General features: G+C 68.7%; 26 protein-coding genes. 15 read left to right on the top strand and 11 right to left on the bottom strand.

The window, feature by feature from the left end:
• Position 1: 1 nt before the first annotated feature.
• Positions 2 to 919 carry a non-homologous end joining protein Ku gene (ku, locus tag BOX37_RS19110; protein WP_071928855.1) on the bottom strand — a complete coding sequence of 306 codons (918 nt, stop codon included), beginning with the start codon at positions 917 to 919 and terminating at the stop codon, positions 2 to 4.
• Between the two features lie 110 nt (positions 920 to 1,029).
• Here ku and BOX37_RS19105 point away from each other — a divergent pair, with 110 nt between their 5' ends.
• Both BOX37_RS19105 and BOX37_RS19100 read left to right on the top strand, forming a co-directional pair.
• Positions 1,030 to 2,136, top strand: a complete 1,107-nt coding sequence (locus BOX37_RS19105) for a lycopene cyclase family protein (RefSeq protein WP_071928854.1) — start codon at positions 1,030 to 1,032, stop codon at positions 2,134 to 2,136.
• A gap of 72 nt (positions 2,137 to 2,208) precedes the next feature.
• Positions 2,209 to 4,725: an MMPL family transporter gene (locus BOX37_RS19100; protein ID WP_240504939.1), complete on the top strand. Its 2,517-nt coding sequence runs from the start codon at positions 2,209 to 2,211 to the stop codon at positions 4,723 to 4,725.
• Positions 4,726 to 4,788: 63 nt separating this feature from the next.
• Here the strand turns inward: BOX37_RS19100 and BOX37_RS19095 are convergent, their stop codons facing one another.
• Positions 4,789 to 5,553: an SDR family oxidoreductase gene (locus tag BOX37_RS19095; RefSeq protein WP_071928853.1), complete on the bottom strand. Its 765-nt coding sequence runs from the start codon at positions 5,551 to 5,553 to the stop codon at positions 4,789 to 4,791.
• Between the two features lie 148 nt (positions 5,554 to 5,701).
• On the opposite strand from BOX37_RS19095, the gene BOX37_RS19090 reads away from it, so the two are divergent.
• Positions 5,702 to 7,333 carry an ABC-F family ATP-binding cassette domain-containing protein gene (locus BOX37_RS19090; protein ID WP_071928852.1) on the top strand — a complete coding sequence of 544 codons (1,632 nt, stop codon included), beginning with the start codon at positions 5,702 to 5,704 and terminating at the stop codon, positions 7,331 to 7,333.
• A gap of 133 nt (positions 7,334 to 7,466) precedes the next feature.
• Positions 7,467 to 7,739, top strand: a complete 273-nt coding sequence (locus BOX37_RS19085; RefSeq protein WP_071928851.1) for a helix-turn-helix domain-containing protein — start codon at positions 7,467 to 7,469, stop codon at positions 7,737 to 7,739.
• A 25-nt stretch (positions 7,740 to 7,764) separates the two neighbouring features.
• Here the strand turns inward: BOX37_RS19085 and BOX37_RS19080 are convergent, their stop codons facing one another.
• The 4 genes from BOX37_RS19080 to BOX37_RS19065 all read right to left on the bottom strand — a co-directional run bounded on the left by BOX37_RS19080 (position 7,765) and on the right by BOX37_RS19065 (position 10,449).
• Positions 7,765 to 8,724, bottom strand: a complete 960-nt coding sequence (locus BOX37_RS19080; RefSeq protein WP_071928850.1) for an MvdC/MvdD family ATP grasp protein — start codon at positions 8,722 to 8,724, stop codon at positions 7,765 to 7,767.
• A 13-nt stretch (positions 8,725 to 8,737) separates the two neighbouring features.
• Positions 8,738 to 9,157 (bottom strand): hypothetical protein, encoded by a 420-nt coding sequence (locus BOX37_RS19075; protein ID WP_071928849.1) that lies wholly within the window; start codon positions 9,155 to 9,157, stop codon positions 8,738 to 8,740.
• Positions 9,158 to 9,445: 288 nt separating this feature from the next.
• The gene (locus BOX37_RS19070) at positions 9,446 to 9,865 is read right to left on the bottom strand and encodes an acyl-CoA thioesterase (RefSeq protein WP_071928848.1); all 420 of its coding nucleotides are present in this window, start codon (positions 9,863 to 9,865) and stop codon (positions 9,446 to 9,448) included.
• Between the two features lie 89 nt (positions 9,866 to 9,954).
• Positions 9,955 to 10,449, bottom strand: a complete 495-nt coding sequence (locus BOX37_RS19065; RefSeq protein ID WP_084759839.1) for a cupin domain-containing protein — start codon at positions 10,447 to 10,449, stop codon at positions 9,955 to 9,957.
• Positions 10,450 to 10,514: 65 nt separating this feature from the next.
• Between BOX37_RS19065 and BOX37_RS19060 the strand changes: the two genes are divergently transcribed.
• Positions 10,515 to 11,015 carry a MarR family winged helix-turn-helix transcriptional regulator gene (locus BOX37_RS19060; RefSeq protein WP_156910461.1) on the top strand — a complete coding sequence of 167 codons (501 nt, stop codon included), beginning with the start codon at positions 10,515 to 10,517 and terminating at the stop codon, positions 11,013 to 11,015.
• 154 nt (positions 11,016 to 11,169) lie between these two features.
• Here the strand turns inward: BOX37_RS19060 and BOX37_RS19055 are convergent, their stop codons facing one another.
• Complete coding sequence (locus BOX37_RS19055) at positions 11,170 to 11,739, bottom strand: TetR/AcrR family transcriptional regulator (RefSeq protein WP_071928846.1); 570 nt, start codon at positions 11,737 to 11,739, stop codon at positions 11,170 to 11,172.
• 131 nt (positions 11,740 to 11,870) lie between these two features.
• Complete coding sequence (gene acnA / locus BOX37_RS19050; RefSeq protein ID WP_071928845.1) at positions 11,871 to 14,684, bottom strand: aconitate hydratase AcnA; 2,814 nt, start codon at positions 14,682 to 14,684, stop codon at positions 11,871 to 11,873.
• Between the two features lie 256 nt (positions 14,685 to 14,940).
• Between acnA and BOX37_RS19045 the strand changes: the two genes are divergently transcribed.
• Together BOX37_RS19045 and BOX37_RS19040 are read left to right on the top strand one after the other, a co-directional pair.
• The gene (locus BOX37_RS19045; RefSeq protein ID WP_240504937.1) at positions 14,941 to 15,513 is read left to right on the top strand and encodes an Rv1476 family membrane protein; all 573 of its coding nucleotides are present in this window, start codon (positions 14,941 to 14,943) and stop codon (positions 15,511 to 15,513) included.
• 319 nt (positions 15,514 to 15,832) lie between these two features.
• Positions 15,833 to 17,200: an NlpC/P60 family protein gene (locus tag BOX37_RS19040; protein WP_338039697.1), complete on the top strand. Its 1,368-nt coding sequence runs from the start codon at positions 15,833 to 15,835 to the stop codon at positions 17,198 to 17,200.
• A gap of 21 nt (positions 17,201 to 17,221) precedes the next feature.
• Here the strand turns inward: BOX37_RS19040 and BOX37_RS19035 are convergent, their stop codons facing one another.
• Entirely contained in the window at positions 17,222 to 17,413 is a 192-nt protein-coding gene (locus BOX37_RS19035; RefSeq protein WP_071928843.1) for a hypothetical protein, read from the bottom strand.
• Positions 17,414 to 17,548: 135 nt separating this feature from the next.
• On the opposite strand from BOX37_RS19035, the gene moxR1 reads away from it, so the two are divergent.
• The 7 genes from moxR1 to BOX37_RS19000 all read left to right on the top strand — a co-directional run bounded on the left by moxR1 (position 17,549) and on the right by BOX37_RS19000 (position 23,946).
• A complete protein-coding gene (gene moxR1, locus BOX37_RS19030) occupies positions 17,549 to 18,715 on the top strand; it encodes a chaperone MoxR1 (RefSeq protein WP_071928842.1) in 1,167 nt (388 codons plus the stop codon).
• 29 nt (positions 18,716 to 18,744) lie between these two features.
• Positions 18,745 to 19,695, top strand: coding sequence for a DUF58 domain-containing protein (locus BOX37_RS19025; RefSeq protein WP_071928841.1), 951 nt, complete (start codon positions 18,745 to 18,747; stop codon positions 19,693 to 19,695).
• Complete coding sequence (locus BOX37_RS19020) at positions 19,692 to 20,696, top strand: VWA domain-containing protein (RefSeq protein ID WP_071928840.1); 1,005 nt, start codon at positions 19,692 to 19,694, stop codon at positions 20,694 to 20,696. Before BOX37_RS19025 ends, BOX37_RS19020 begins: the two co-directional genes overlap by 4 nt.
• An 84-nt stretch (positions 20,697 to 20,780) precedes the next feature.
• Entirely contained in the window at positions 20,781 to 21,497 is a 717-nt protein-coding gene (gene fabG1 / locus BOX37_RS19015) for a 3-oxoacyl-ACP reductase FabG1 (RefSeq protein ID WP_071928839.1), read from the top strand.
• Positions 21,498 to 21,572: 75 nt separating this feature from the next.
• Positions 21,573 to 22,409 carry an NADH-dependent enoyl-ACP reductase InhA gene (gene inhA, locus BOX37_RS19010; protein ID WP_071928838.1) on the top strand — a complete coding sequence of 279 codons (837 nt, stop codon included), beginning with the start codon at positions 21,573 to 21,575 and terminating at the stop codon, positions 22,407 to 22,409.
• Positions 22,409 to 23,458: a ferrochelatase gene (locus BOX37_RS19005; RefSeq protein ID WP_071928837.1), complete on the top strand. Its 1,050-nt coding sequence runs from the start codon at positions 22,409 to 22,411 to the stop codon at positions 23,456 to 23,458. Before inhA ends, BOX37_RS19005 begins: the two co-directional genes overlap by 1 nt.
• 86 nt (positions 23,459 to 23,544) lie before the next feature.
• A complete protein-coding gene (locus tag BOX37_RS19000; RefSeq protein WP_156910460.1) occupies positions 23,545 to 23,946 on the top strand; it encodes a hypothetical protein in 402 nt (133 codons plus the stop codon).
• A gap of 51 nt (positions 23,947 to 23,997) precedes the next feature.
• Here the strand turns inward: BOX37_RS19000 and BOX37_RS18995 are convergent, their stop codons facing one another.
• Together BOX37_RS18995 and BOX37_RS18990 are read right to left on the bottom strand one after the other, a co-directional pair.
• Complete coding sequence (locus BOX37_RS18995; protein ID WP_071928835.1) at positions 23,998 to 24,813, bottom strand: hypothetical protein; 816 nt, start codon at positions 24,811 to 24,813, stop codon at positions 23,998 to 24,000.
• 69 nt (positions 24,814 to 24,882) lie between these two features.
• Positions 24,883 to 25,707 carry a DUF3097 domain-containing protein gene (locus tag BOX37_RS18990; protein ID WP_071928834.1) on the bottom strand — a complete coding sequence of 275 codons (825 nt, stop codon included), beginning with the start codon at positions 25,705 to 25,707 and terminating at the stop codon, positions 24,883 to 24,885.
• A 147-nt stretch (positions 25,708 to 25,854) separates the two neighbouring features.
• On the opposite strand from BOX37_RS18990, the gene BOX37_RS18985 reads away from it, so the two are divergent.
• Complete coding sequence (locus tag BOX37_RS18985) at positions 25,855 to 26,286, top strand: NfeD family protein (protein WP_071928833.1); 432 nt, start codon at positions 25,855 to 25,857, stop codon at positions 26,284 to 26,286.
• Positions 26,287 to 26,288 lie beyond the last annotated feature (2 nt).

The raw sequence follows: 26,288 nt of genomic DNA, 5'->3' as shown, positions 1-26,288 counted from the left end.
CTTACGCGCCCTTGCGGGTCGTGGTCTTGCTCGCTGTGGATTTGCTCGCGGCCTTGCGCGGGGCCGCCTTCTTGGCCGCGGCCTTCTTCGCCGGCTTCTTCTTCGGCTCCGCGGCGGACTCGCCGCCCTCGCGCCGGCCGCTGGCCTCGAGGCTGCGCTGCAGGGCGGCGACGAGGTCGACCACCTCCGCGTCGGCCTGCTCGGCCGGTTCGGCGGCTTGGGCGCTGGTGACCTTGCCGGTGCCGCCGGCGATCGCCTCGTCGAGCAGTTTCTGCAGTTCGATCTGGTATTCGTCGGTGTACTCGGTCGGGTCGAAATCGCCCGACATCGACTCGACCAGGGTCTCGGCCATCTTCAGCTCCTGCGGCCGGGGCGCCGGGGCGTCGTCGAGTGCGGGAAAGTCCACGGCACGCACCTCGTCGGGCCACAGCAGCGTCTGCAGGACCAGGATGCCTTCACGCACGCGCAACGCGGCCAGCCTGGTCTTCTGGCGCAGGGTGAAGTGCACCAGCGCGGTCTTGTCGATGCGTTCGAGGGTGGCCGCGAGCAGCTGGTAGGCCTTGGGCGTGGCCGAGTCCGGCTCCAGGTAGTAGCTCTTGTCGAACAGGACGGGGTCGATCTGATCGGACGGCACGAACTCGAGCACCGGGATCTCGTGCTTCTCCGCCGCCGGGAGCTTGGCGAAGTCGGCATCGGTGAGCACGACCTGGTCACCGTCGGGGTCGACGTAGGCCTTGTCGATATCGGCGTACTGGATGGATTTGCCGCACACCGTGCAGACACGGTCGTATTTGATCCTGCCGCCGTCCTCGGCGTGGACCTGATGGAACCGAATGTCGTGGTCCTCGGTCGCGGTGTAGACCTTGACCGGTACATTCACCAGCCCGAACGCGATCGAGCCCTTCCAGATCGATCTCATAGAGCCCATGATGGCCGAAGAACTGCCCGGCGGCGAGGGACCAATACCGAAACGGTGCCCGGCCGTGACGCGGTGGTGCTTGTGTTCGTGGCATCTGATCCAATCGTCGGGTGCGCACCGACCTGATCATCTGCGGACTCGGGCCAGCCGGCCGGGCGGTTGCCCATCGTGCGCTGGCCGCCGGACAGTCGGTCACGGTGATCGACCCGCACCCGGATCGGGTGTGGACCCCGACCTACGCCGCCTGGGCCGATGAACTGCCCGGCTGGCTCGATTCCACCGCTGTCGCGGCGACCGTTGCTGCCCCGACCGCGTGGGCGGTGCGTGAGCACCGGATCGAGCGCGCCTACCGGGTACTCGACACGGCGGCGCTGCACAGCTCGCTGACCCTGGACGGCGCGCGCGTGCTCGCAGACCGGGTCGTCGCGGTGGAGGGGCGAGCCACGGTGCGCACGGCGACCGGACTCGTCCACGGCGGACGAGTGATCGATGCCCGCGGACTGTCCCGCTCCCCACGCCGGGCCGAACAGACCGCCTACGGCGTGGTCCTCGGGCGCGACGTGCTCGTCGACCGCCCGGCCTTGTTCATGGACTGGCGCCTCGACAACGGCGCCGCCCCCGACGAGCCACCGTCATTCCTCTACGTCGTTCCTCTCGGCCCCGACACGGTGCTCTACGAGGAGACCTGCCTGGCCGGTCGCCCCGCGCTGTCCCCGGCGGCGCTGCGGCGCAGGCTCGAACATCGACTGCGCGAACGCGGGATCCCGACCACTGGTTCCGAACCCGTTGAGCGTGTGCGCTTTCCGGTCCACGGCGGAAAGCCCGGCCGCGGCCGATTCGGCGCGGCGGGCGGGCTGACCCACCCCGCGACCGGCTACAGCGTCGCCACCTCGCTGCGCGCGGCGGACACCGTCGTCGCGGGTGCGCGGGTGTGGACGCCCGACGCGCGCGCCGTCGCCGCCCTGCGCCACGCGGGATTGCGTTCGCTGCTCGCCTTCCCGCCCCGTGATGTCGCGGTCTTCTTCGACGCGTTCTTCGCGCTGCCCGCCCCGCTCCAGCGGGCCTACCTGTCCGGCCACGACGACCTGCGCGGCACCGTCGCGGCGATGCGCGCCCTGTTCACCGCCCTGCCGCCACGCCTGCGCCGCACCCTCGTGACGGCGGTCCTCGGCCTCGGCGGTGCCGCAGACGGCGCTCGGTCGGGAAGGTCGACCTGAGCGACGGCGCGGGCGCCACGGAGTTGCTACCATGCGCGGGCGAACACGCCGACCCGACAACAGGTTCGGGCGATGCGACGGACCGGCTCGGCCATGCCGGAGACCGCAGGTCCTGGCGCGTGCCGCGATGTGGTGACGAGTGAGGAGATTCCGGTGTTCGAATTCACCGAGCGGCGCAGCCGCTGGGTGCTCGGCGTATTCGCGGTGCTGGCACTGGTGCTCGGCGCACTCAGCGCCTCGCTGTTCGATCGAGTGGATGGCGGCGGATACACCGACCAGGGCAGTGAATCGAGCCGGGCGCTCACCGTCCTGCGTGAGGAATTCGGCCAGGGTTCACCGAATCTGGTGCTGCTGGTGCGGACCGAGGGCTCGGTCGACGACCCCGAAGCCACCGCCGCGGCGACGGCACTGGTCGCCAACCTGCACGAACGCGACGGCATCACCGATGTGGTGTCGTATTGGACCACCCATCAGCCTGCCTTGCGCAGCGTCGACGGCAAGCAGGGCCTGATCGTGGCCAGCGTGCTGGGCAGCGAACGCGAGATCGACCAGCGCGCCGCCGCTGTCGCCGACGAGCTGTCCGGTGCCAACGGCATCCTGCAGGTGCAGGTCGGCGGCTTCGCCATGCTCATGCACGAGACGGTGGAGCAGTCCAAGACCGATATCGCCAAGGGCGAGGCCATCGCGTTCCCGCTCACGCTGATCGCGCTGCTGTTCGTCTTCGGCGGACTGGTCGCCGCGAGCCTGCCGCTGCTGGTCGCGATCGTCACCGTGCTGATGACGATGGGCGCGCTGTGGCTGCTCACCCTGTTCACGCCGCTCGCGGTCACCGCGGCGAACGTGGCCACCCTGCTCGGCCTCGGCCTGGCCATCGACTACAGCCTGCTGATCGTCAACCGCTACCGCGAGGAGCTCGGCGGGGGCGTCACCCCGGCCAGGGCGGTGGCCGTCACGATGCGCACCGCGGGGCGCACGGTCGCGTTCTCCGCGCTCACCGTCGCGGTGGCGCTGGCCGGGCTGCTGTTCTTCCCGCTGTTGGCGATTCGTTCGATGGGTTACGCGGGCATCATCGTCGCGGCGTTGGCCGCACTGGTCTCGCTGACCGTGCTGCCGGCCATCCTGCTGCTGCTGGGAACCCGGATCGACAAGGGCCAACTCGGCTGGTGGTTCCTGCGTGCGCCACGGCCCGCGCCGGGCGAGGGCACCTGGCACAAGCTGGCCACCGCGGTGATGCGCAAGCCGATCCCGATCGGGCTCACCGTGACGCTCCTGCTGCTGCTGCTCGGGGCGCCGTTCCTCGGCGTCAAGCTCGGCTTCCCCGACGAACGGACGCTGCCCGCCTCGATGACCTCGCGCCAGGTCACCGAGATCGTCCACCGAGACTTCGGCGAGAGCGACCAGAACACCCTCGTCGCCGTGCTGCCCGACAGTGCCTACAGCGCTTCGGGTCTGGACGCCATCGCCCGCGAGTTCTCCGATCTCGACCACGTGCGCCGGGTCGACACCGCCACCGGCAGCTACGCCCAGGGCGGCCTGCTCGCCGCGCCTACCGCGATCAACGAACGCTTCCGCGCCGACCGGGCCGCCTACCTGTCGATCGTCCCGGCCACCACCGACAGCGCCGCGCTGACCACACTGGTCGAACAGGTCCGTGCGGTGGATGTCCCGAGTGAACTGCTGGTCGGCGGGATCGCCGCGGCTAATGCCGATTCGCTCACCGCGATCTCCGACGCGCTGCCCTGGGCGCTCGGCTTCGTGATCATCCTGATGCTGATCGTGTTGTTCCTGCTCACCGGCAGCGTGGTGCTGCCCGTGCTGGCGGTGATCCTGAGCGCGCTCAGCTTGACCGCGACCTTCGGCGCGCTGGTGTGGATCTTCCAGGACGGGCATCTGTCCGGGCTGCTCGGCTTCACCGTCACCGGTGAGCTGGCCGCGACCGTGCCGGTGATGTTGTTCGCCGCCGCCTTCGGTCTGGCGATGGACTACCAGGTGTTCCTGCTTTCGCGCATCCGCGAGGAGTACGACCGCACCGGCAAGAACGACACCGCCGTGGCGCTCGGGCTGGAACGGGTCGGTCGCATCGTCACCGCCGCCGCGATCCTCATCTCCTTGGTCTTCCTCGGTTTCCTGGCCTCCGACATCACCTTCATGAAAGCCTTCGGCATCGGCCTGCCACTGGCGGTGATCGTCGACGCCACTCTGGTCCGCGGCTTCCTCCTGCCCGCGGCGATGAAGGTCCTCGGCGACGCGAACTGGTACGCCCCGGAGTTCCTGCGCCGCCTGCACGACCGCATCGGACTGGACGAGGGCGGCTCGAAACACGATGTGCTGGTACGTGATCCGCTCGGCGTCACCGGTCGGGCCGTCGGTGCCAGTGAAGCAGTCACCATCATCGATCCGCTCGCCCGCGCCGAAGCGGCCAGAGCCGAAGCCGCCCGAGGCGAGGAGACCGCCGTGGTCGATCCGCTGGCGCGCGCCGAGGCCGCACGGGAAGAAGGCACGCGGGAAGAGCCCGCGCGCGCGGACGAAGGCACCCGGACCGAAGACGATCTGGCGGCCGCGACAGGCCGCCGAGAGACCGCGGACTGAGCCGAACGCGGCGGGGCGGGCACCGGGTGATCCGGTGCCCGCCCCGCCGTCGTATCGCCGGTGTCAGATGCCGCCGGTGGCGAGGAGACCGCCGTCGACGCGGACACAGTCGCCGGTGATCCAGGCGGATTCGTCGGAGACCAGGAACGCGATCAGGCGGGCCACGTCTTCGGGGACGCCGAGGCGCTTCAGCGGGTAGGCGCTGGCCGCGGCGTCCTCGTCGGCGGCGTAGAGGGCGTCGGCGAATTTGGTCTTCACGACGCCGGGGGCCACCGCGTTGACGCGGATGTTCGGGCCGAGCTGCCAGGCCAGTTCCTCGGTGAGACGGATCAGGGCGGCCTTGGAGGCGCCGTAGGCGGAGATCACGCCCGAGGAGCGGATACCGGCCACGCTGGCCACGTTGACGATCGCGCCGCCGTGCTCGGCCATCCAGGCCTTGTACGCCTGCTGGACATAGCCGAGCGAGGCGACCACGTTCACGTCGAAGATCTTGCTGACCCCGCCCAGATCGGCGTCCATGAGCGAGCCGTACACCGGGTTGATCCCGGTGTTGTTGATCAGGATGTCGAGCGAACCGAACTCGGTGACCGCTCGGCTCACCGCCTCGGCGCGCGCCTCGGCATCACCGGCGTTACCGGCGACCGCGCTCACCTGCCCCTTGTGCCCGAGGGCGCGCAGTTCCTCGGCGGCGGCCGCCAGCGGCTCGGGTTTGCGGGCGGTGATCACGACGTTCGCGCCACGGCGGAGCAGTTCGGCGGCGGTCGCCAGGCCGATGCCGCGACTGGCGCCGGTGACGAGGGCGGTCCGCCCGAGTAGGTCGGTAGTCATGCGAAGAGAGTAACCACGCTCACATCCGGCAGCGCCGGGTTCGGTCCGCAAACGCGGCAACGGTAAAATAAGTGGTTCTTGCCGCCACCGACGGTGCACGATGAATCGGCGCGGTGACCACCGAGGTATTTACACGAGGAGAAGCACTGTGATCACGGCGACCGACCTGGAGGTCCGGGCCGGAGTCCGCACCCTGCTCTCGGCCCCGGGGCCGATGCTGCGGGTGCAGTCCGGCGACCGGATCGGGCTGGTCGGGCGCAACGGTGCGGGCAAGACCACCACGCTGCGCATCCTGGCGGGCGAGGGTGAGCCCTATGCTGGAAAGATCGTGCGCTCCACCGACATCGGCTATCTGCCGCAGGACCCCAAGGAAGGCGATCTGGATGTGATCGCCCGCGACCGGGTGCTCTCCGCGCGCGGCCTCGACGCGCTGATCCGGGACATGGAGAAGCAGCAACTGCGCATGGCCGAGGTCGCCGACGAGAACGAACGCGAGAAGGCGATCCGCAAGTACGGCCGCCTCGAGGACCAGTTCTCCTCGCTCGGCGGTTACGTCGCCGAGAGCGAGGCCGCCCGCATCTGCAACAGCCTCGGCCTGCCCGACCGGGTCCTCGGCCAGCAGTTGCGCACGCTGTCGGGCGGTCAGCGCCGCCGTATCGAACTCGCCCGCATCCTGTTCTCCGCCTCCGACGGCAGCGGCGGGCGCTCCGATCGCATCCTGTTGCTCGACGAGCCGACCAACCACCTCGACGCCGACTCGATCACCTGGCTGCGCGGCTTCCTGCAGAACCACGACGGTGGCCTGATCGTGATCAGCCACGATGTGGAACTGCTCGAGGCCGTGGTCAACAAGGTGTGGTTCCTCGACGCCGTGCGTGGTGAGCCCGATGTCTACAACATGGGCTGGAAGAAGTACCTCGACGCCCGCGCCACCGATGAGCAGCGGCGCGTCCGCGAACGCGCCAACGCGGAGAAGAAGGCGGGCGCGCTGCGTCAGCAGGCCGCCAAACTCGGTGCCAAGGCCACCAAAGCCGCTGCGGCACACCAGATGGTGCGTCGCGCCGAGCGCCTGATGTCCGAGCTCGACGATGTGCGCGTCGCCGACAAGGTGGCCCGCATCCGCTTCCCCGAGCCCGCGCCCTGCAGCCGGACGCCGCTCATGGTCACCGACCTCACCAAGCTCTACGGCTCGCTCGAGATCTTCACCGGCGTCAACTTCGCCGTCGACAAGGGCAGCCGCGTGGTCATTCTCGGGCTCAACGGCGCGGGCAAGACGACCATGCTGAAGCTGCTCGCCGGTGTCGAGACGCCGACCGCGGGCGGGGTCGAGCAGGGCCGCGGTCTCAAGGTGGGCTACTTCGCCCAGGAACACGACACCCTCGACGATCAGGCCACGGTCTGGGAGAACATCCGGCACGCGTCTCCGGACGCGGGGGAGCAGGAGCTGCGCAGTCTGCTCGGCGCCTTCATGTTCACCGGCCCACAGCTCGAGCAGCCCGCGGGCACGCTGTCCGGTGGTGAGAAGACCCGGCTCGCGCTGGCGGGGCTGGTGTCGTCGTCGGCGAACGTGTTGCTGCTCGACGAGCCCACCAACAACCTCGACCCGATCTCGCGCGAACAGGTCCTCGACGCGCTGCGCACCTACGCCGGTGCGGTGGTCCTGGTGACCCACGACCCGGGCGCGGCCGAGGCGCTGAACCCGGAGCGGGTCATTCTGCTGCCCGACGGCACCGAGGACCACTGGTCCGCGGAGTACGCGGAACTGATCGATCTCGCCTGATCTTTCTCGGCCTGATCCGGTGTGTCGCGAGGGAACTCGCTGTGTCGAGGTGATTTCGATCACTGTTTCCCGTTGATCACCGGGTGCGGAGTGTCTAGCCTGGAATGAGCTGCTCGGCGACTCGGAGGAAGCCATGAGCGACAGTGCCAGACAGGCCGCCAGGTCGGCCAAGGGTAAATCGACGATCGGTAAGGCCGCGCTGGGAAAGGGCACCCGGGTCACGGGCAAGTCCCGTGACCGGCTGCAGACCCAGTTGAAGAAGCAGTACGAGGCGGGCGCGAGCATTCGCTCCCTGGCCCGGTCCACCGGCCGCTCGTACGGCTTCATTCACAATGTGCTGGTCGAGTCACACGTCGAACTGCGCGGGCGCGGTGGCGCCAACCGGCGCAAGAATCCGGCTGACTGAAACATTGCGGCTGGCGCCGCGGGGCTCACCAGCCCGGCACCGACCCGTCCCCGCGGACCAACAGGTTCGCCAGGCTGGTGAACAGGGGTAGACCGGTCTTGATCTCCAGGTAGGCGAACTGGCCCTGTGGGTTCACCTCGAGGAAGTAGTACTCCCCGTCGGTGCCGAGGCGCAGATCGACGACGCCGAAACTCAGCCCGAGCGCGCCCATCAGGGTGGCCAGTGACTTGCTGACCGAGGCGGGCAGCCGGTCGGGCGCGAACGCCACCGAGGTGTCGAGCCGGGAATCGACCCGGCCCACCCCGGCCTGGGAGTCGATGCGCACCGCCCACTCGACTCCGTCGACCCACACCACCCGCAGATCGCAGCTGGCCTCGACATAGTCCTGGAACGTGGTGGGCGTCGACCGGATGGAGACGAGCCTGCCCAGATCCGGGCGGGTGATGATCCTGGTCTCGGAGAACTCGCCGCGGCCGGTGCCGGTGCGCTTGTACACCACGGGGCCGGAACGGGATTCGACGAAACTGCGGGCCTCGTCCGGGTCGTTGGTGATCAGCGTTTCCGGAATGGTGAACCCGGCCCGCTGAGCGGTCTCGAGCTGCACGATCTTACGGGCCGCGGTGCGTTCGGCGGCCGGATCGTTGACCCAGTACGCCGGGATCGACCAGAGCATGCCCTGGATGAACCCGTCGCACTCGGCCTGGCGGAACTCGTCGTCGGCGGCGCGCACGCCGCTGGGCACCCGGCACGGATGCGGCCGGCGCCACCACACCGCGCGCACGTCGTCGAGCCCGTGGAGGTGGGACATGGTGCGGTTGGTGCCCGCCTTGTCGAGCCGGAAACTACCTGTCTCGGTGGGGAACTCACGCAAATCGAGCCGGATCGGATCGAGTCCGTGCTGTTCTCTGAGGGTGGCGGCCATCGCGTCGGCGTGCAGGTCGTCGCTCTCGGAGATGACGAGTACGGCGTCGGTCGCGCGTTCCATGACCGTCGGCGTTTCAGTCGAGGCTGTCGCAGTTGATGCCGTCGCGGAACGTGAACGTGGCGCCGGTGACGCCGCCGCGCTCGGCGATCCGCAACGTGGCCGCCCAGCCGCGGGTGGCCTTGGCCAGCAGATCGTCACCGAGCGCCTCGGAGGGTTCCGGGGCCAGCGTGATCGGCCGGTCCACCAGCTCCACGCGCATCCTGCGGGTGAAATCGGCGGTGGCGCCGGGCCGGATGTCGACCTGCACCTCCCGCTGGTCGGCCCCACCGCGATCCGCGGTGAGCCGCACGACATCGCGACGATCGAAGGTCCAGGTACCGCCGTCGACGCGGACCGAGATATCACGGTCCGACTCGGCCACCAGCAGTCCGCGCAAGGCGGGTCCCCGACTCCGGGACGCCGCGGTAGCGGGGAGGTGGATGGCGTCGGTCATGGGCACTCACTCCGATCTTCTCGTCTGCTCGCGATTTGCCAGAACCCCATAAGGTGCTTCGGATCATAGCGTGATCGGGTGCGCCGCCGAGTCGGTTCGCGAGATTTGCAGGGCCCCGGGCAAACCGCCGAGCGGCGCGTGATCCCCTTGCGGGGAGAGAATTTCAGACAACTCGGCGGGCGCCCACCCCGTTGCCAGGGCAATCGATCAGCAAACGAAAACGACGACGGCACGGCGGGTGTCACCGGTGGGTTGCCGGGTGATCCCTGCCGCGCCGTGGCGTCGGTATCAGAGGCCGAGCAGTTCGGGATTCTCGGCGAGATTGCGGAAGTGCTCGGCCGGTTCGGGGACGAGTCTGCGGGTCCGCAGATCCATCGCGCCCGCCACGACGGTGATCTCCGCGGCGACAGTGCCGTCGAGTTTGACGATCCGGTGGTGGAAGCGGAACACCTTCTCGCCCTCCTGCCAGTCGAACTCGCAGGTCACGGTGACCTCGTCGCCGCCGCGCAGCTCGCGCCGGTACTTGATCGTGGACTCGAGCACCACCGCGCCGATGCCGCTGGCGATGAACTTGTCCTGCGGGATGCCCGCCGCGCGCATCAGCTCCCAGCGGGCATGCTCGCCGTACTGGTGGTAGACGGCGTGGTTGAGGTGGCCCTGGGTGTCGAGCTCGTAGCCGCGGACGAGGACCGGTACGGAGAACGTCATACGGCGTATAACCGATGGCTTCGCTGCACTTGTTCCCGCGGTGGGTGCAATCTCGACCACAGTTCCACCGGTGCGGGTATGGCCAGAGCTCAGGCGCGGTGGGCGTTGCGCTCGGCCCACCACGCGGGCGCGTCGATGAAGTGGTTGTCGAATTCCTCCTGGGCGGCGGCGAATTCGTCGTGCGTGGCCACGCCGCGCAGCAGCCGATCGAGCAGGCGGAAGTACTCGAAGCGCTGTACGCCCGGCATCAGCGCGATGAGGATGCGCGCGCCGCTGTCGGGGGTGGCGCCGAAGGCGTGGGGCATCTGCCGCGGCACCACCAGTGAGCCGCCCGCTCCCAGGGTCAGGATCTCCTCGCCCGCCATGACCTGCAGTTCGCCGTCGGCGACGTAGAACAGCTCGTCGGAGCGGGTGTGATAGTGCGGCGCGGCGCCGTCGGCGCCCTGGTTCATGGTGACCTCGAGCGTGCTGACGGCCCCGCCGCTGGCATTCGCGTCGATGAGCAGGCGCATCCGCACCGCCTCGGTGCCGAGGGTCTCGGCGTCTCGTGGCTGGCAGAGGGCGATGTCGCGGGTGTTCGTCATGGCCATTCCGTTCGCTGGCGTATGATTCGGTATCGAACTATATCGCGTCGAATAGAATCCTGTCCATGGATGAACCGACCTCGGATGTGGTGGACGCGATCGCGGCGCAGTGGCGACGGGAGCGGCCCGATCTCGACCTGACGGCGATGGCGGTCTTCGGCAGGCTGGGCAGATTGATGGGCGTGGCCACCGCACGCATCGAAAAGGTGTTCACGGCACACGGATTGCAGCGCGGCGAGTTCGATGTGCTTGCGGCACTGCGCCGTTCGGGGGCGCCCTTCGAGCTCAACCCCTCGGTGCTCGCCGACACCATGATGCTGTCGCGGGCGGGGATGACCGGGCGGATCGACCGGCTGGAGGCGGCGGGCCTGGTCCGCCGGATCGCCGATCGCGCGGACCGGCGCGCGGTACGGGTGGCGCTCACCGAGGAAGGGCGCGAGCTCGTCGACACGGTGGTGGTGGCGCACACCGAGAACGAGACGGCGATGCTGGCCGTGCTCGATCCCGTGGATCGGGTCGCCCTGGATCGAATTTCGCGAGCCCTGCTCAGTCGATGGGCGGACTGACCGCCCGATCCCGTTGGGGAAACGGCGCCTCTCGACGATCCCATCGGGCGCAATCGGTGTGCACGCGGCAGTCGTGGGGTGAGAACCCGCGACCCCGATCCTGTGGAGTCGTGTTCTATCTGGTGAACTGCTCCGTGGCCACGTCGAGCGCGACTCAGAATTCCTTGCGGCGCACGGAGGCTTCGACGAGATCCAGTACGGCGGAAAGGTTTTCGTTCGTGTGACCCGACGCGATGCGGGCAATGAGGCCGTCGAGGACCAGGTCCAGATAGCCGAGTAGGACATCGGTGGGAACGTCGTCGCGCAGCGCGCCCGCGGCTTTGCGACGTTCCAGGCGGGCCAGGGTCGCCGCAGTGAGTTCGGCGGAGCGTTGGGTCCAGCCGGCGCGGAATTCGGGGTCGGTGCGCACTCGGCGGGCGATCTCGAGGCGGGTGCCGAGCCAGTTGAATTCTTCGGGGCGGGCGAGCATGTCGCGCATGACCTGGACGAGACCCTGGTTGGCCGCGACATCGGCCATGCGCTCGGCGTCGTCCTTGGCCAGGGCGAAGAACAGGGCGTCCTTGTCGCGGAAATGGTGGAAGATGGCACCGCGGGACAGGCCGATGGCTTCTTCCAGGCGGCGCACGGTGGCGCCGTCGTAGCCGTATTCGGCGAAGCAGCGTCGTGCACCGTCGAGGATCTGGCTGCGGCGGGCGGCGAGGTGGTCGTCGCTGACCTTGGGCATGATTCCTCCAACTAGCGGATACACGGACCCCCGCCCCGGCGAACCGAGACGGGGGCTGTCGCATTATTCACGGGCAAACGAATGCCCTTGTGGCGCAACATCTCACGATGTCACGTCACCGGGTCGAACAGTCAGCCGCGGATCATGTTGCGCAGCACGTACTGCAGGATGCCGCCGTTGCGGTAGTAGTCGGCCTCACCGGGGGTGTCGATGCGCACGACCGCGTCGAACTCGGTGACCTTGCCGTCTTCGGCGGTGGCGGTGACCTTGACGGTCTCGGGGGTGACACCCTCGTTGAGGGCGGTGATCCCGGAGATGTCGAAGGTCTCGGTGCCGGTCAGACCCAGCGACGCGGCGGACTCGCCGGCCGGGAACTGCAGCGGCACAACGCCCATGCCGATCAGGTTGGAGCGGTGGATCCGCTCGAACGACTCGGTGATGACGGCCTTGACGCCCAGCAGGCTGGTGCCCTTGGCGGCCCAGTCACGCGAGGAGCCCGAACCGTATTCCTTGCCACCGAGCACGACCAGCGGGATGCCGGCGGCCTGGTAGTTCTGCGAGGCATCGTAGATGAACGCCTGCGGGCCACCGGGCTGGGTGAAGTCGCGGGTGTAACCACCCGAGACGTCGTCGAGCAGCTGGTTGCGCAGCCGGATGTTGGCGAAGGTGCCACGGATCATGACCTCGTGGTTACCGCGCCGCGAGCCCAGCGAGTTGTAGTCCTTGCGGGCCACACCGTTGGCGTCGAGATACTGCGCGGCCGGGGTGCCGGGCTTGATCGGGCCCGCCGGGGAGATGTGGTCGGTGGTGACCGAGTCGCCCAGCAGTGCCAGCACGCGCGCACCGGAGATGTCGGCGACCGGGGCCGGATCCATCGACATGCCGTCGAAGTACGGCGCCTTGCGCACGTAGGTCGAGTTCTCGTCCCACTCGAAGGTGTCGCCCTCCGGAGTGGCCAGACCCTGCCAGCGCTTGTCACCGTCGAAGATGGTGGCGTAAGAGTTGCGGAACATGTCCTGGCTGATCGACGTCTTGATGGTGTCGTCGATCTCCTGAGCCGAAGGCCAGATGTCCTTCAGGAACACGTCGTTGCCGTCGGAGTCCTGGCCCAGCGCATCGGTCTCGAAATCGAAGTCCATCGTGCCGGCGAGCGCGTAGGCGATGACCAGTGGCGGGGAGGCCAGGTAGTTCATCTTCACATCGGGGGAGATACGACCCTCGAAGTTGCGGTTACCCGAGAGCACCGCGGTGACCGAGAGATCGTTGTCGTTGATCGCGGCCGAGATCGCCTCGGGCAGCGGACCGGTGTTACCGATGCAGGTGGTGCAGCCGTAGCCACCGACGAAGAAGCCGAGCTTCTCGAGGTAGGGCCACAGACCGGCCTTCTCGTAGTAGTCGGTGACGACCTGCGAACCCGGCGCCATGTTGGTCTTCACCCACGGCTTGGTCGACAGACCCTTGTCCACCGCGTTGCGGGCCAGCAGGGCGGCGCCGAGCATGACCGACGGGTTGGAGGTGTTGGTGCAGGAGGTGATCCCCGCGACGACGACGGCGCCGTGATCGAGCACGAACTTGTTGCCGTCCTCACCGACGACCTCGATCGGCTTGGACGGCCGGCCGGTGGCACCGTTGGCCGCGGAGTGCGCGGGGGTGTAGGTGTCGTCGGCGGCGCTGGCCGACACGGCGGTCGAGTCCGAGGCCGGGAAGGACTCGTCGACGCCCTCGTCCAGTGCGGTGAGCTCACCTTCGCCGACATAGTTGACGATGTCGGTGCGGAACGCGCTCTTGGACTCGCTGAGCAGGATGCGGTCCTGGGGACGTTTCGGGCCCGCGATCGAGGGAACGACGGTGCTCAGATCCAGCTCGAGGTACTCGGAGTAGACCGGCTCACGCTCGGGGTCGTGCCACATGCCCTGTTCCTTGGCGTACGCCTCGACGAGCGCGAGCTGCTCGTCGCTGCGGCCGGTCAGGCGCAGGTAGTTGATGGTCTCGCCGTCGATCGGGAAGATCGCCGCGGTGGAACCGAACTCGGGGCTCATGTTGCCCAGGGTGGCGCGGTTCGCGAGGGGGACCTCGGAGACGCCCTTGCCGTAGAACTCGACGAACTTGCCGACGACGCCGTGCTTGCGCAGCTGCTCGGTGACGGTGAGCACCACGTCGGTGGCGGTCACGCCGGGCTTGATCTCGCCGGTCAGCTTGAAGCCGACGACGCGCGGGATCAGCATGGAGACCGGCTGGCCGAGCATCGCGGCCTCGGCCTCGATGCCGCCGACGCCCCAGCCCAGCACACCGAGGCCGTTGACCATCGTGGTGTGCGAGTCGGTGCCGACACAGGTGTCGGGGTAGGCCTGGCCGTTGCGGACCATGACGGTGGGGGCCAGGTACTCGATGTTGACCTGGTGCACGATGCCCATGCCGGGCGGGACGACCTTGAAGTCGTCGAAGGCGCCCTGGCCCCAGCGCAGGAACTGGTAACGCTCGCCGTTGCGCTCGTACTCGAGGTCGACGTTGCGCTCCAGCGCGTCCGCGCGGCCGAAGACGTCCAGGATCACCGAGTGGTCGATGACCATGTCGGCGGGCGAGAGCGGGTTGACCTTGCTCGGGTCGCCACCCAGGGTGGTGACGGCCTCACGCATCGTGGCGAGGTCGACGATGCAGGGCACGCCGGTGAAGTCCTGCATGATCACGCGCGCGGGGGTGAACTGGATCTCGACGCTCGGCTGCGCCGAGGGATCCCAGTTCGCGATCGCGCGGATGTGATCGGCGGTGATGTTGGCGCCGTCCTCGGTGCGCAGCAGGTTCTCCGCAAGCACCTTCAGGGCGTAGGGCAGCTTCTCGGTGCCGGGAACAGCCGAGAGACGGAAGATCTCGTAGGAGTTGCTTCCGACCTCGAGCGTGCCTTTGGCGCCGAAGGTATCAATCTTCGTCACGTCAGCTCCACTCATGTGTGAGGGTGTGCCACCGGCGGGGCTGTGCCGGTGGCTCGCGTCTTCGGAGGGGATCCGGCGCCGTGAGCGCCGATTTCCTCGCCGTACGAGCCTAACAGTACGCTTGTCCTATGAAAGACGCGGGGCCGGTTCGGTGTGCCGTGTGGAGGTGTCTCGTCGCGGCGTCGCGTACTGTGCCTGTCGAGCGGGTCGGGGATAGACGCAGTGACGCTCACCTTGGCAGTGTTGGATGCCCGTCGCGACGAAGGCGAACGTGGCTCGACAGACCGGATGGATGATGACCGTCTTCTACACCTTTGCCCCGATGGCCGCGGAACTGCCGCCGAACACCGAGTTGAGCAGTGTTCGGGCCGACCTGGCCGACAACGGCGTCGCCGCGCCCAAGGGTAAGGACCAGGAAGAACTGGCCGCGATCGTCGCCCAGGCGCGCGCCGAGGGTGTTCCGCTCAGCGTCGTCGTCGTTCCCGGCAATCCCGGCCACGATTCGAGCCTACGTGACCTGGCCACCGAACTGGGTAACACCACCCAGGGCACGATCGCGGTCCTCAGCGACGATTGGATCGGCACCCACAGCGACAGCATCAGCCGGGTGCGCCTGGAGTGGGCCGAGGATGTGGCCAAATACCGGGGCAATCACCCCGAAGAGGCCGTGCAGGCCTTCGTCGACCGGCTCGAGCAGCCCGAGGGCATCTCCTGGGGCGTGATCACCGGCGTCGTGTTGGCGCTCACCGTCCTGGCGATCGCCGGGCTGTATGTCGTGAAGGCCCGCCGCGGGCCTGACGACGCCGGGGTCTCGCCGCGTACCGATGCGGGCTCTACCCACTAACTGGTTTCACTCCAGTCACATTTCCAGACCACCGGTCTGTTCTTTGCCATGAAAACCTGTTGCTCGTCAGGCTAATTCCGAGCAATCGGCGAATCGCCGCCCGATGTTCCTGCGGCAGATGTTTCCTTTGTGAAGTATGTGTCGTACGGTGGCGATGATTGCGATCGTGAAAGCAGTGGTTCAGGGGGCATTGGACGACTCCTGTGGACGATGAGTCGGCTGGTGCGCCGGTGGCGTAGGACGGGTCGAGTCACTCGGAGGTGCCGTGCGCGATGCGGGCAGGCGGGATGAGTCAGGGCTATTACGGATAGCGATCGGTTTGCTGTCGGCGCTGGCGATGCTGGTGAGCGCGGGACCGGTCGCGGCGGTGCCACCACCTCCGCCCAACCCCTCCGATGCCGAGATCGTGGGCGCGGGCGCGGAGGTCGACGCGCGGGTGGGCGAGATCGGGGCGCTGATCAACCGGGTCGCCGCGGCCGATCAGCAATTGCAAGTCCTCGACGACGCGCTCGCGGTCAAACGTGAGGCGGTCAATCGGGCACTGGTCGATCTGCGGACCGCCCGCGACGCCGCCGACGCGGCCGCGGCCGCGGTGGTCGACAGCCAGACCCAGCTCGCCGACGCGGGCACGAAAGTCGATGCGGCACGGGCGGATTTCGATCAGCTCGCCACCCAGGCCTACGTGCGTCCGGCCACCAGTTCGGTCGTCACCTACCTCGCCTCCTCGACACCCGACGCCGCGATGGACCGCGCGCAGGTGCTGAGTCTGGTCTCGAAGAATCAGCGCCAGGTGCTCGACGGCCTGCGTCGCGCCCAGATCGCCCAGGCCAATCAGAACTCGGCCGCGCGTCGAGCCAAGGCCGATGCCGACGCCGCGGCGGGTGCGGCCGAAGAGAAGAAGAACGCCGCCCAGTCCGCGGTCGAGATTGCCCGCTCCGAGTTCGACACCCAGGCCGCCGCCCGCGACACCCTGCAGCGTGATCGCGCCACCGCCCAATCCGCCCTCGACGTGGCGCGCTCGACCGTGGCCGGTCTGCAGAGCCAGCGTGAGATCTTCCTGACCTGGGACGATCAACGCCGGGCCGAGCTGACCGCGCTACTGGCCGCCGCCAACGCCGCCGCCGCCCGCGCCGCCGCCGATCAGGCCGCGCGCGACCGCGCCGCTCAGCTCGGCGAGGGACAGCGCCCGCACACCGACCTCGAATCCACTCCCGCCTCACCGCGCCAGACCAAACCTCGGTCGACCACTCCGCAGGTCACCGGCTCGGCCGCGATCGAGACGGTGATCGACCGGGCGATGTCACAACTGGGCGTCACCTACGCGTGGGGCGGCGGTGACGAGGACGGCCCGACACTGGGCATCCGCGACGGCGGCGTCGCTGACCGCCACGGCGACTACAACAAGGTCGGCTTCGACTGCTCGGGCCTGATGCTCTACGCCTTCGCCGGTATCGGGGTCTCGCTGCCGCACTACAGCGGCTACCAGTACAACGCGGGCACCCGCGTCGACGTCGCGGATCGCGAGCGTGGGGACATGCTGTTCTGGGGCCCCGGCGGCAGCGCCCATGTCGCCCTCTACCTGGGCAACGGCACGATGATCGAGGCGCCCGAATCCGGTGACGTCGTGAAGATCTCGCCCGTCCGCACGGCCGGGATCATGCCGTACGCGGTGCGCATCGTCACCTGAGGCGCGGCGTACGGCAGCAAACTACGGGATAACCGAACTGAAAGGGAAGGCCGCATCCAGATCGCCTTTTCCGGAGAGGAACTGGCCGGACGGCTGGTAATCGGGCACGCCGTGGCGAACAAGCGTATGTTGCTGAAGGCTTGCGATGGTGGCCTGCCACGGCTCGACACCAGGCAGCCTGTCCGCGCCGCACAGGCGACCATCCTCCGACATGCGTAGGGTGGCGGGCGTACCGAGCTGGGCTGGGTACTACGACGAATTCGCGTCCACTCCTGGCCGGTTGCGGCGCGCCGGGCTATTACCTGGAATAGTTGGGGCGGCACGCACAGGACCAAAGCGAAAGCGGGGATGTTGGTGACATCGACGGAAGGTGTGAGCGGGCCGAAGCTGGCGAAGGACGCCGGATCGGCTACGCCCAGCACCCTGGAGCGTGACGTCCAGACTCTCGAGAAGGCGATATACGAGGTCAAACGGGTCATCGTCGGTCAGGATCAGCTCGTCGAGCGACTGCTCGTGGGTGTGCTGGCCCGTGGTCACGTGTTGCTCGAGGGCGTGCCCGGTGTCGCCAAGACCCTGGCCGTGGAAACCTTCGCCAAGGTCGTCGGCGGTTCGTTCTCCCGGGTGCAGTTCACCCCGGACCTGGTGCCGACCGACCTGATCGGTACCCGCATCTACCGTCAGGGCCGCGAGGAGTTCGACACCGAGCTCGGCCCGGTCGTCGCCAACTTCGTCCTCGCCGACGAGATCAACCGCGCACCGGCCAAGGTTCAGTCCGCGCTGCTCGAGGTGATGGCCGAGCGCAAGCTCTCCATCGGCGGCAAGACCTACCCCATGCCCGATCCGTTCCTGGTCATGGCGACCCAGAACCCGATCGAGAGCGAGGGCGTCTACCCGCTGCCCGAGGCCCAGCGCGACCGATTCCTGTTCAAGGTCGTCGTCGACTACCCCTCGGTCGAGGAAGAGCGCGAGATCATCTACCGGATGGGCGTGGCCCCGCCGGAGCCCAAGCGGATCCTCGCCCCCGAGGACATCATCCGGCTGCAGAAGCTGGCCGCGAACACCTTCGTGCACCACGCGCTGGTCGACTACGTGGTCCGGGTGATCACCGCGACCCGCACGCCCGCCGAATTCGGCATGTCCGACGTGGCGAACTGGATCTCCTACGGTGCCTCACCCCGCGCCAGCCTCGGCATCATCGCCGCGGCCCGCTCGGTGGCGCTGATCCGCGGCCGTGACTACGTGGTCCCGCAGGACGTCGTCGAGGTGATCCCGGACGTACTGCGTCACCGCCTCGTCCTGTCCTACGACGCGCTGGCGGACGAGGTCTCGCCCGAACACGTCATCAAGCGCGTGCTGCAGACCGTCGGGCTGCCCCAGGTCGCCCCGCAGGCCGTCGGCGGCCAGCAGACCCCACAGCAGCCGCCGGTGCCGCAGCCGCCCACTCAGCAACAGTCCGTGCCGCAGCCGGTGAACGGGCAGCAGTCCCAGCCCGCCGGCCGTGTCGCGCCCCAGTGAGTGCGCCCGAACCCGTTGTCCGAGTGCCGATGTCGTCCCACGCGCCGCCGTCGTTCCGTGCCGGTGAACTGACCGATGCGAAGCTGGCGGCCGCACTCAAGACGCTGGAACTCACCGTGCGCCGCCGCCTCGACGGGGTGCTGCACGGTGACCATCAGGGCCTGATCCCCGGTCCGGGTTCGGAACCGGGGGAGGCACGGCTGTATCAACCGGGTGACGATGTGCGACAGATGGATTGGTCGGTCACCGCCCGCACCACCCACCCCCATGTGCGGCAGATGATCGCCGATCGCGAGCTCGAGACCTGGCTCGTGGTCGACCTCTCATCGAGCCTGGACTTCGGTACCGGCCGGGTGCAGAAGCGCGATCTGGCGATCGCCGCGGCCGCGGCGATCACCCACCTCACCTCCGGCGGCGGCAACCGCATCGGCGCCGTCGTCGCCACCGGCCAGGACTTGGTGCGCATCCCGGCCCGCAGCGGCCGCGTGCATGCCCAGACCATGCTGCGCGGCATCGCGACCACCCCGCACGCCCGCGACGGTGTGCGCGGTGACCTGAAGGCGGGCATCGAATCCCTGCGCCGCCCGCAACGCAAGCGTGGCCTGGCCGTGGTGATCAGCGACTTCCTCGGTGATGTCGAATGGCAGCGCTCGCTGCGCGCCATCTCGGCCCGTCACGACCTGCTCGCGGTGGAGGTGCTCGACCCGCTCGACGTCGCCCTGCCCGACAGCGGAGACGTGGTGCTGCACGATCCCGAATCCGGCCGCACCCGCGAATTCAGCGTCACCCCCACGCTGCGCGCCGATTTCGCGATCGCGGCCAAGGCGCAGCGCGAAGACGTGCATCAGGCGCTGCGCAGTTGCGGCGCACCGGTGCTCAGCTTGCAGACCGACCGGGACTGGATCGCCGACGTGGTCCGGTTCGTGTCCACCCGGCGCCACAGCCTCGGCGCCCCGAGCGGGCGGGTGCCTCGCCAGTGAGTATTTCGCATTTCACCGCCGTCGCCTGGCTGGGTTTTCTCGCCGTCGTCGCGCTGCTCGTCCTCGGCTATGTGCTGGTTCAGCGCGCCCGGCACAAGCGCATGCTGCAGTTCGGCAACATGGCGGTGCTCGAACGGGTCGCGCCGGCGCGGCCCAGTCCGATGCGGCACGCGCCGATCGCGCTGATCCTGGTCGGCCTGATCCTGCTCACCATCGCCGCCGCGGGACCGACCGCGGTGCAGAAGGTGCCGCGCAACCGGGCCACCGTCGTGCTGGTGGTCGACGTGTCGCTGTCGATGGAGGCCACCGACGTGGCGCCGAGCCGGCTCCAGGTCGCGCAGGAGGCCGGCAAGAACTTCGTCGACGGTCTGACTCCCGGCATCAACCTGGGTTTCGTCACCTTCGCGGGTACCTCCTCGGTGATGGTGTCCCCGACCACCAACCGCGAGGCGGTCAAGCACGCGATCGACAGCATGAAGCTGGCCGAGCGCACCGCCACCGGCGAGGGCATCCTCACCGCGCTGCAGTCGATCGACACCCTCGCCGCCGTGCTCGGTGGTGCCGAGACGCCCCCGCCCGCGCGCGTGGTGCTGATGTCGGACGGCAAGCAGACCGTGCCCGACGACAAGGACGTCGACAATCCCCGCCACGGCTTCACCGCTGCGCGCCTGGCAAAGAACAAGGGCATTCCGGTCTCGACGATCTCCTTCGGCACCGAATGGGGTTCGGTGGAGATCCCCGACACCGACGGCCGCGGTTCCCAGCGGGTGCGGGTGCCCGTGGACAACGACTCGCTGCGCGAGATCGCCGAGCTGTCCGGCGGCGACTTCTACACCGCCTCGTCGCTGGCCGAGCTCACCGCCGTCTACGACACCCTCGAAGAACAGATCGGCTACGAGACCACCCGCGGCGACGCGAGCAGGCCCTGGCTGCTGCTGGGCATGCTGTCCGTCGCGGCCGGTGTCGTGTTCAGCTTGCTCTATCGTCAACGCCTGCCCTAGCACCCACCGCCCCACGTTGTGAGCCGTCGCAACGGCGCGACCCTGACGCGGGGCCCAAGAACTGGAACAGATAGGTTGGACCCTATGTCGAACGTCACATCCCGGTCGGTCCTGGTCACCGGCGGTAATCGCGGTATCGGTCTCGCGGTCGCCCAGCGGCTGGCCGCCGACGGCCACAAGGTCGCCGTCACCCATCGCGGATCGGGCGTGCCCGACGGTCTTTTCGGTGTGAAATGCGATGTCACCGACAGTGATTCGGTCGATCGCGCGTTCACCGAGGTCGAAGAGCACCAGGGTCCGGTCGAGGTTCTGGTGGCCAACGCGGGCATCACCGACGACACCCTGTTGATGCGGATGACCGAGGAGCAGTTCGAGCGTGTCATCGATGCCAACCTGACCGGCGCTTTCCGCGTTGCCAAGCGTGCCAACCGGGCCATGCTGCGTGCCCGTTGGGGCCGGATGATCTTCCTCGGCTCCGTTGTCGGCCTCGGTGGTGGCCCCGGTCAGATCAATTACGCCTCGTCCAAGGCCGGCGTGATCGGTATGGCCCGCTCGATCACCCGTGAGCTGGGATCGCGCTCGATCACCGCCAACGTGGTCGCGCCCGGTTTCATCGAGACCGACATGACCGCCGAGCTGCCCGAGGACCTGAAGGAGACTGCCAAGAAGTTCATCCCGCTGGGCCGCCTCGGCCAGGCAGAGGATGTCGCTGCGGTGATCAGCTTCCTGGCGTCCGAAGACTCCCGTTACGTCACCGGTGCCGTCATCCCGGTTGACGGCGGCATGGGCATGGGCCACTGATCCGCTAACGGATCGCCTCGCGCCACCGACATTCCGGTGGCGCAACCACACAGATTTCAGGAGAACCGAAAACTCATGGGCGGACTGCTCGAAGGCAAGACCATCCTGATCACCGGCATCATCACCGACTCGTCGATCGCGTTCAGCGCGGCCGCGGTCGCGCAGGAGCAGGGCGCGAAGGTGATCATCACCGGTATCCCGGAGCGGCTGCGGCTGATCGACCGCATCGCCAAGCGCCTCCCGCAGGAGGTACCGCCCGCGATCCCGCTGGACATCACCAACGAGGAGAACCTGGGCGCGCTGGCGGACGCACTGCGCGAACTGGCGCCCGAGGGCATCGACGGTGTGCTGCACTCGATCGCGTTCGCGCCCAAGACGCTGATGGGCCCGGACGCGGTGCCGTTCCTGGAGGGTCCCGGCCCCGATGTGGCCAAATCCTTCGAGATCTCCGCGTGGAGCTACGCCTCGTTGGCCCGCGCCGTGCTGCCCGTGATGAACGAGGGCGGCTCCATCGTCGGTATGGACTTCGATCCGCGCGTGGCGATGCCGTACTACAACTGGATGGGCGTGTCCAAGGCCGCGCTCGAGTCGGTGAACCGGTACGTGGCCCGCGAAGTGGGCTACGCCAAGAAGATCCGCTCCAACCTGATCGCCGCGGGCCCGGTGAAGACCCTGGCGGCCAAGGCCATCGCCGGTACCGCCACCGACGACGCCAAGCAGCTGCGTCAGCTCGACGAGTACTGGGACGGCGCATCGCCGATCGGCTGGGACGGCGCCGACGCGCGCGTCGTCGGCAAGTCGATCGTGGCGCTGCTCTCGGACTGGCTGCCCGCCACCACCGGCTCGATCATCTACGTCGACGGCGGCGCCAGCCACAACATGTGGTTCCCCGAGGGCTTCACGGCCAACTGATGCCGGACGCGCTGCTGCTGCTGTCCTTCGGTGGCCCCGAAGGCCCCGAGGACGTGATCCCCTTCCTGGAGAACGTCACTCGGGGCCGCGGGGTGCCGCCGGAACGGCTCGCCGAGGTCGCCCAGCACTACCTGCACTTCGGCGGGATCTCGCCGATCAACGCGCTGAACCTCGACATCATCGCCGCGGTCGAGGCCGATCTCGCCGATGCCGGACTGGATCTGCCGGTGTACTTCGGCAATCGCAACTGGCATCCGATGGTCGAGGACACCGTCGCGCGGATGACCGCCGACGGGGTCCGCTCGGCCCTGGTCTTCGCCACCTCGGCGTGGGGCGGCTACTCCGGCTGCCGCCAGTACGACGAGGACATCGCCCGCGCCCGTGCCGCCGTGGGTGAGGGCGCCCCGGAACTGGTGAAACTGCGCCAGTACTTCGACCACCCGCTGCTGATCGAGTCCTTCGCCGACGCGATCACCGACGCGGTCGCCACGATTCCGGCCGCCCAGCGCGACGGCGTGCGCCTGGTGTTCACCGCCCACTCCATCCCGGTCGCCGCCGACCTCGCCGCGGGTCCGCCCGTCGATGGCGGCCGCCTCTACAGCAGGCAGGTCGCCGAGGCCGCCCGGTTGTGTGCCGCCGCAACGGGTTTCACCGACTACGACGTCGTGTGGCAGTCGCGCTCCGGCCCCCCGCAGGTGCCGTGGCTGGAACCCGACATCGTCGACCACCTCGACATCCTGCACGGCAAGGGCATCGACGCCGTGGTGGTGTGCCCGGTCGGGTTCGTCTCCGACCACCTCGAGGTGATCTGGGACCTCGACAACGAGGCGTCGGCCCGTGCCGCCGAACTGGGTATGGCCTTCGCCCGGGCTGCCACACCCGGCACCGATGCGCGATTCGCGCGGATGGTCGTCGAACTGATCCAGGAGCGGGTGAGCGCCGGTCCGGTGCGCGAACTCGGTGAAGTCCCCGGCTACGGCTGCACCGTCGACGGCGCGCTGTGCGCCCCTGGCTGCTGCGAACCGCCGAAGCGGCCGACTCGGCGCTGAGCACAACCGGATAAACATTCGCCGAGCCCCCTGGGTGCGGGGAGTAGGCTTTCCGGAGATGTGCTCGACTGATCGGAGGACTTCCGATGCGATCGACAACGCCTCACCGCGGCCGGATGACGGGTGTGCTGCTCGTTCTGGCCGTCACCGCGCTCGGCCTCAGCGGTTGCGGCGACGACTCCGGGTACCAGACGCAGGAGCCACAGCCCAGCGAGCCCACGATCTCGCAGGAGACGGTGAACGACCTGTGCGGCATCCTCGACGCCCAGAAGGGCACCTGGAAGGCGATCGGCCCACCCGTGGCACGGGTGGCGTTCCTCGGCTCCGTGCGGCTGTGGACGGTGCGTGACGGGGTGGCCAGTGCCGCGATCGCCTACGACCCTCACATCGTCGACACCGTCACCGAACGCGCCTGCCCCGAGGTCCGCACCGCGACGCTGGTGGTTCTCGACCAGCCCGATATGAAGACCGCCATCGCCGGATTCTGAGCCGCCCCTTGCCGTGTCGCGTCATCGGCGAATCCGGGCGGCGTGGCCGACTCAGCCGAGGGTGCCCGCGGCGGCGTGCACGGCGACCAGCCGTGCGTCGCGAATCGTGTTCCACAGTGGGCGCAGCAGCGATTCGTGCGCGCCGATGGCGGTGGCGGAGGTGGGGGAGGACGCCGGTTCGTGCTGGGCGACAGTGAGGATCGCCGCGACATGATCGGCGGTGTCGAGAATTCGCTTGGCGCGCAACGGGGTCGAGTCGGGATAGGCGTGCCGGGCATAGGCGGCCAGCTGAGCCTCGATCTGCTCGCGCGGATCGGCCTCGGTATTGCCCACGGCGGTGGTGTGCAACTGCATGAGCGCGTCGGCGGCATCGCGGACCGCTTCACGCATCGTGTACTCGGCCTCGCCGAGTGACATGTCCGGCGCGGTGGCGCGCGGGATGTCTACGCTGTACACGGTCCACTGCAGGGTCTCGTCGTCGTCCCACTGCGGGATCAGACCGGTGCCCTCCTGGCCGGGGACGCCGAGCAACAGCCCTTCCTCGGCGTCGATCGCGTCGGCGGCGAAGGCCGTGCCGACCGGCAGTCCGCGGACATCACCGGGGGCAGGCAGCACCAGGCGCAACTGCGCGCCGGTCGGCGCCATGGCCTCACGGATCACTTTGAGCAGCGGCATGGCGCCGGTGCCGGGGAGTTCACCACGGGAGGTCCACGGTAGGTCGGTGCGCCCGCCGGTGACCGGGTCGCCCGCGGCGATCGTGTGCCGCGACGCCCACGCGTGCAACGCTTCCAGCACGTCATCGGGCGCGCTCGTACCGGCCAGCCAGGAGCCGGCCCACACCGTCAATGTGGCACTGGGGGAGCACATAATCATCGAGCATAAAGGTTCGCCCGGCTTCGCGTGCGGGCACTGAGGACCGGTCTGACCTGCGGTCCGCTACTCGGGCTCGGTCACGAAGTCGATGAGTCGTTCGACGGCGCCGATGAGCGGGGGTTCCAGATCCCGGAACGAGCCGACCGCATCGTAGACACGGCGCCACCCCTGCTGGGGCGTTCCCCAGCCCAGGCGCGCGCAGATCCCGGTCTTCCAGTCCTCGCCGCGCGGTACCACCGGCCAGGCCTCGATGCCGACCGCCGCGGGCCGCACCGCCTGCCACACATCGATGAACGGATGCCCGGTCACCAGCACGTGCGGACCGAGCCCGGTGGTCAGCTGGGTTTCCTTGGATCCGGTCACGAGGTGGTCGACCAGCACCCCGACTCGCGCGCCGGGACCGGGCCCGAACTCGGTGAGCCGGGCGCCGAGATTGTCCAGCCCTTCCAGATGTTCGACGACCACACCCTCGACCCGCAGATCGTGCCCCCACACCCGCTCCACGAGGGCGGCGTCGTGCACGCCTTCCACCCAGATCCGGCTGGTGCGCGCGACCCTGGCCCGCAGATTGTCGACGCGGGTCGAGCCGGAGGCCGATCGGGTCGGCGGCTGCGGTGCCGGGGCGGTCGGTCGCACCAGTGTCACCGGTTTGCCGTCGATCAGGAACGCCGCCTCGCGCAGCGCGAACAGCCGTACCGCGCCGCGGCCGTCCTCGAGCTTCACGAAGTCGCCGTCGTAGCTGCGGTCGAAACCGACTACGGCGCCGCAGAATCCGCTCGCCGCGTCCTCGACCACCAGATCGCGCTCGGCGCGCACCGTCGGTACCGGTACCTTCTTCTTGCGCTGATGTCCGGCGAAGATGTCGCCGTAGCCGCCTCGTGCACTCACCCCCCGAAGCTACCGCGCCCCGGCCGGGAGCGGCGGGATCACCGCACCCGGCGAACTGTGCACTGCCCCAACGTAGGACCTGGTCGGTGGGTGAGCACCTTGCCGCTAGTGCGGCCGAAATGTCCGATGAGACGGTACGGTGGAGGTGTGGCCGCAATACTCTGGCTGATCGCGGGCATCGTCCTCGCGGCGGCCGAAATGCTCACCGGGGATCTCACCCTGCTCATGCTGGGTGTCGCCGCGCTGGGCACCGCCGGTATCAGCGCCGCCGCCGATCTCCCACTGTGGGGCGACGCGCTGGTGTTCGCCGCGGTGTCCGGTGTGCTGTTCCTCGGCGTGCGGCCTGTCCTGCGTCGCCGCTTCGGTACCCCGCCGCCGCTCCCGACCAATGCCGATGCGCTGCCGGGCAAATCGGGCCTCGTGCTCGAGGAGATCGCGGAGCATTCGGGTCGAATCAAGCTCGACGGCGAGGTGTGGACCGCGCGCCCGCTCGATCCCGCTGATGTGTACGAAGCCGGTGTCACCGTGTACGTGATGAAGATCGACGGCGCGACCGCCGTCGTCTGGAAGGGTCCCTAACC

Origin of the sequence: Nocardia mangyaensis, from assembly GCF_001886715.1 — a bacterium.
Classification (GTDB): Bacteria; Actinomycetota; Actinomycetes; order Mycobacteriales; family Mycobacteriaceae; genus Nocardia; species Nocardia mangyaensis.
The sequence above is the reverse complement of the archived record's forward strand: the minus strand, read 5'-3'. Positions and strand labels throughout refer to the sequence as shown.

Bases quoted from the DNA above. Each gene is read 5' to 3' on its own strand.
- BOX37_RS19070 (WP_071928848.1), bottom strand. From the start codon at position 9,865: ATGACGTTCTCCGTACCGGTCCTCGTCCGCGGCTACGAGCTCGACACC.
- acnA (WP_071928845.1), bottom strand. From the start codon at position 14,684: ATGAGTGGAGCTGACGTGACGAAGATTGATACCTTCGGCGCCAAAGGC.
- BOX37_RS19075 (WP_071928849.1), bottom strand. From the start codon at position 9,157: ATGACCGACGCCATCCACCTCCCCGCTACCGCGGCGTCCCGGAGTCGG.
- BOX37_RS19080 (WP_071928850.1), bottom strand. From the start codon at position 8,724: ATGGAACGCGCGACCGACGCCGTACTCGTCATCTCCGAGAGCGACGAC.
- ku (WP_071928855.1), bottom strand. From the start codon at position 919: ATGAGATCGATCTGGAAGGGCTCGATCGCGTTCGGGCTGGTGAATGTA.
- BOX37_RS19065 (WP_084759839.1), bottom strand. From the start codon at position 10,449: ATGACGAACACCCGCGACATCGCCCTCTGCCAGCCACGAGACGCCGAG.
- BOX37_RS19005 (WP_071928837.1), top strand. From the start codon at position 22,409: ATGCCGGACGCGCTGCTGCTGCTGTCCTTCGGTGGCCCCGAAGGCCCC.
- BOX37_RS19035 (WP_071928843.1), bottom strand. From the start codon at position 17,413: ATGTCGGAGGATGGTCGCCTGTGCGGCGCGGACAGGCTGCCTGGTGTC.
- BOX37_RS19055 (WP_071928846.1), bottom strand. From the start codon at position 11,739: ATGCCCAAGGTCAGCGACGACCACCTCGCCGCCCGCCGCAGCCAGATC.
- BOX37_RS19060 (WP_156910461.1), top strand. From the start codon at position 10,515: ATGGATGAACCGACCTCGGATGTGGTGGACGCGATCGCGGCGCAGTGG.
- moxR1 (WP_071928842.1), top strand. From the start codon at position 17,549: ATGTTGGTGACATCGACGGAAGGTGTGAGCGGGCCGAAGCTGGCGAAG.
- inhA (WP_071928838.1), top strand. From the start codon at position 21,573: ATGGGCGGACTGCTCGAAGGCAAGACCATCCTGATCACCGGCATCATC.
- BOX37_RS19100 (WP_240504939.1), top strand. From the start codon at position 2,209: ATGCGACGGACCGGCTCGGCCATGCCGGAGACCGCAGGTCCTGGCGCG.
- fabG1 (WP_071928839.1), top strand. From the start codon at position 20,781: ATGTCGAACGTCACATCCCGGTCGGTCCTGGTCACCGGCGGTAATCGC.
- BOX37_RS18995 (WP_071928835.1), bottom strand. From the start codon at position 24,813: ATGTGCTCCCCCAGTGCCACATTGACGGTGTGGGCCGGCTCCTGGCTG.
- BOX37_RS19095 (WP_071928853.1), bottom strand. From the start codon at position 5,553: ATGACTACCGACCTACTCGGGCGGACCGCCCTCGTCACCGGCGCCAGT.
- BOX37_RS19000 (WP_156910460.1), top strand. From the start codon at position 23,545: ATGCGATCGACAACGCCTCACCGCGGCCGGATGACGGGTGTGCTGCTC.
- BOX37_RS19085 (WP_071928851.1), top strand. From the start codon at position 7,467: ATGAGCGACAGTGCCAGACAGGCCGCCAGGTCGGCCAAGGGTAAATCG.
- BOX37_RS19025 (WP_071928841.1), top strand. From the start codon at position 18,745: ATGTCGTCCCACGCGCCGCCGTCGTTCCGTGCCGGTGAACTGACCGAT.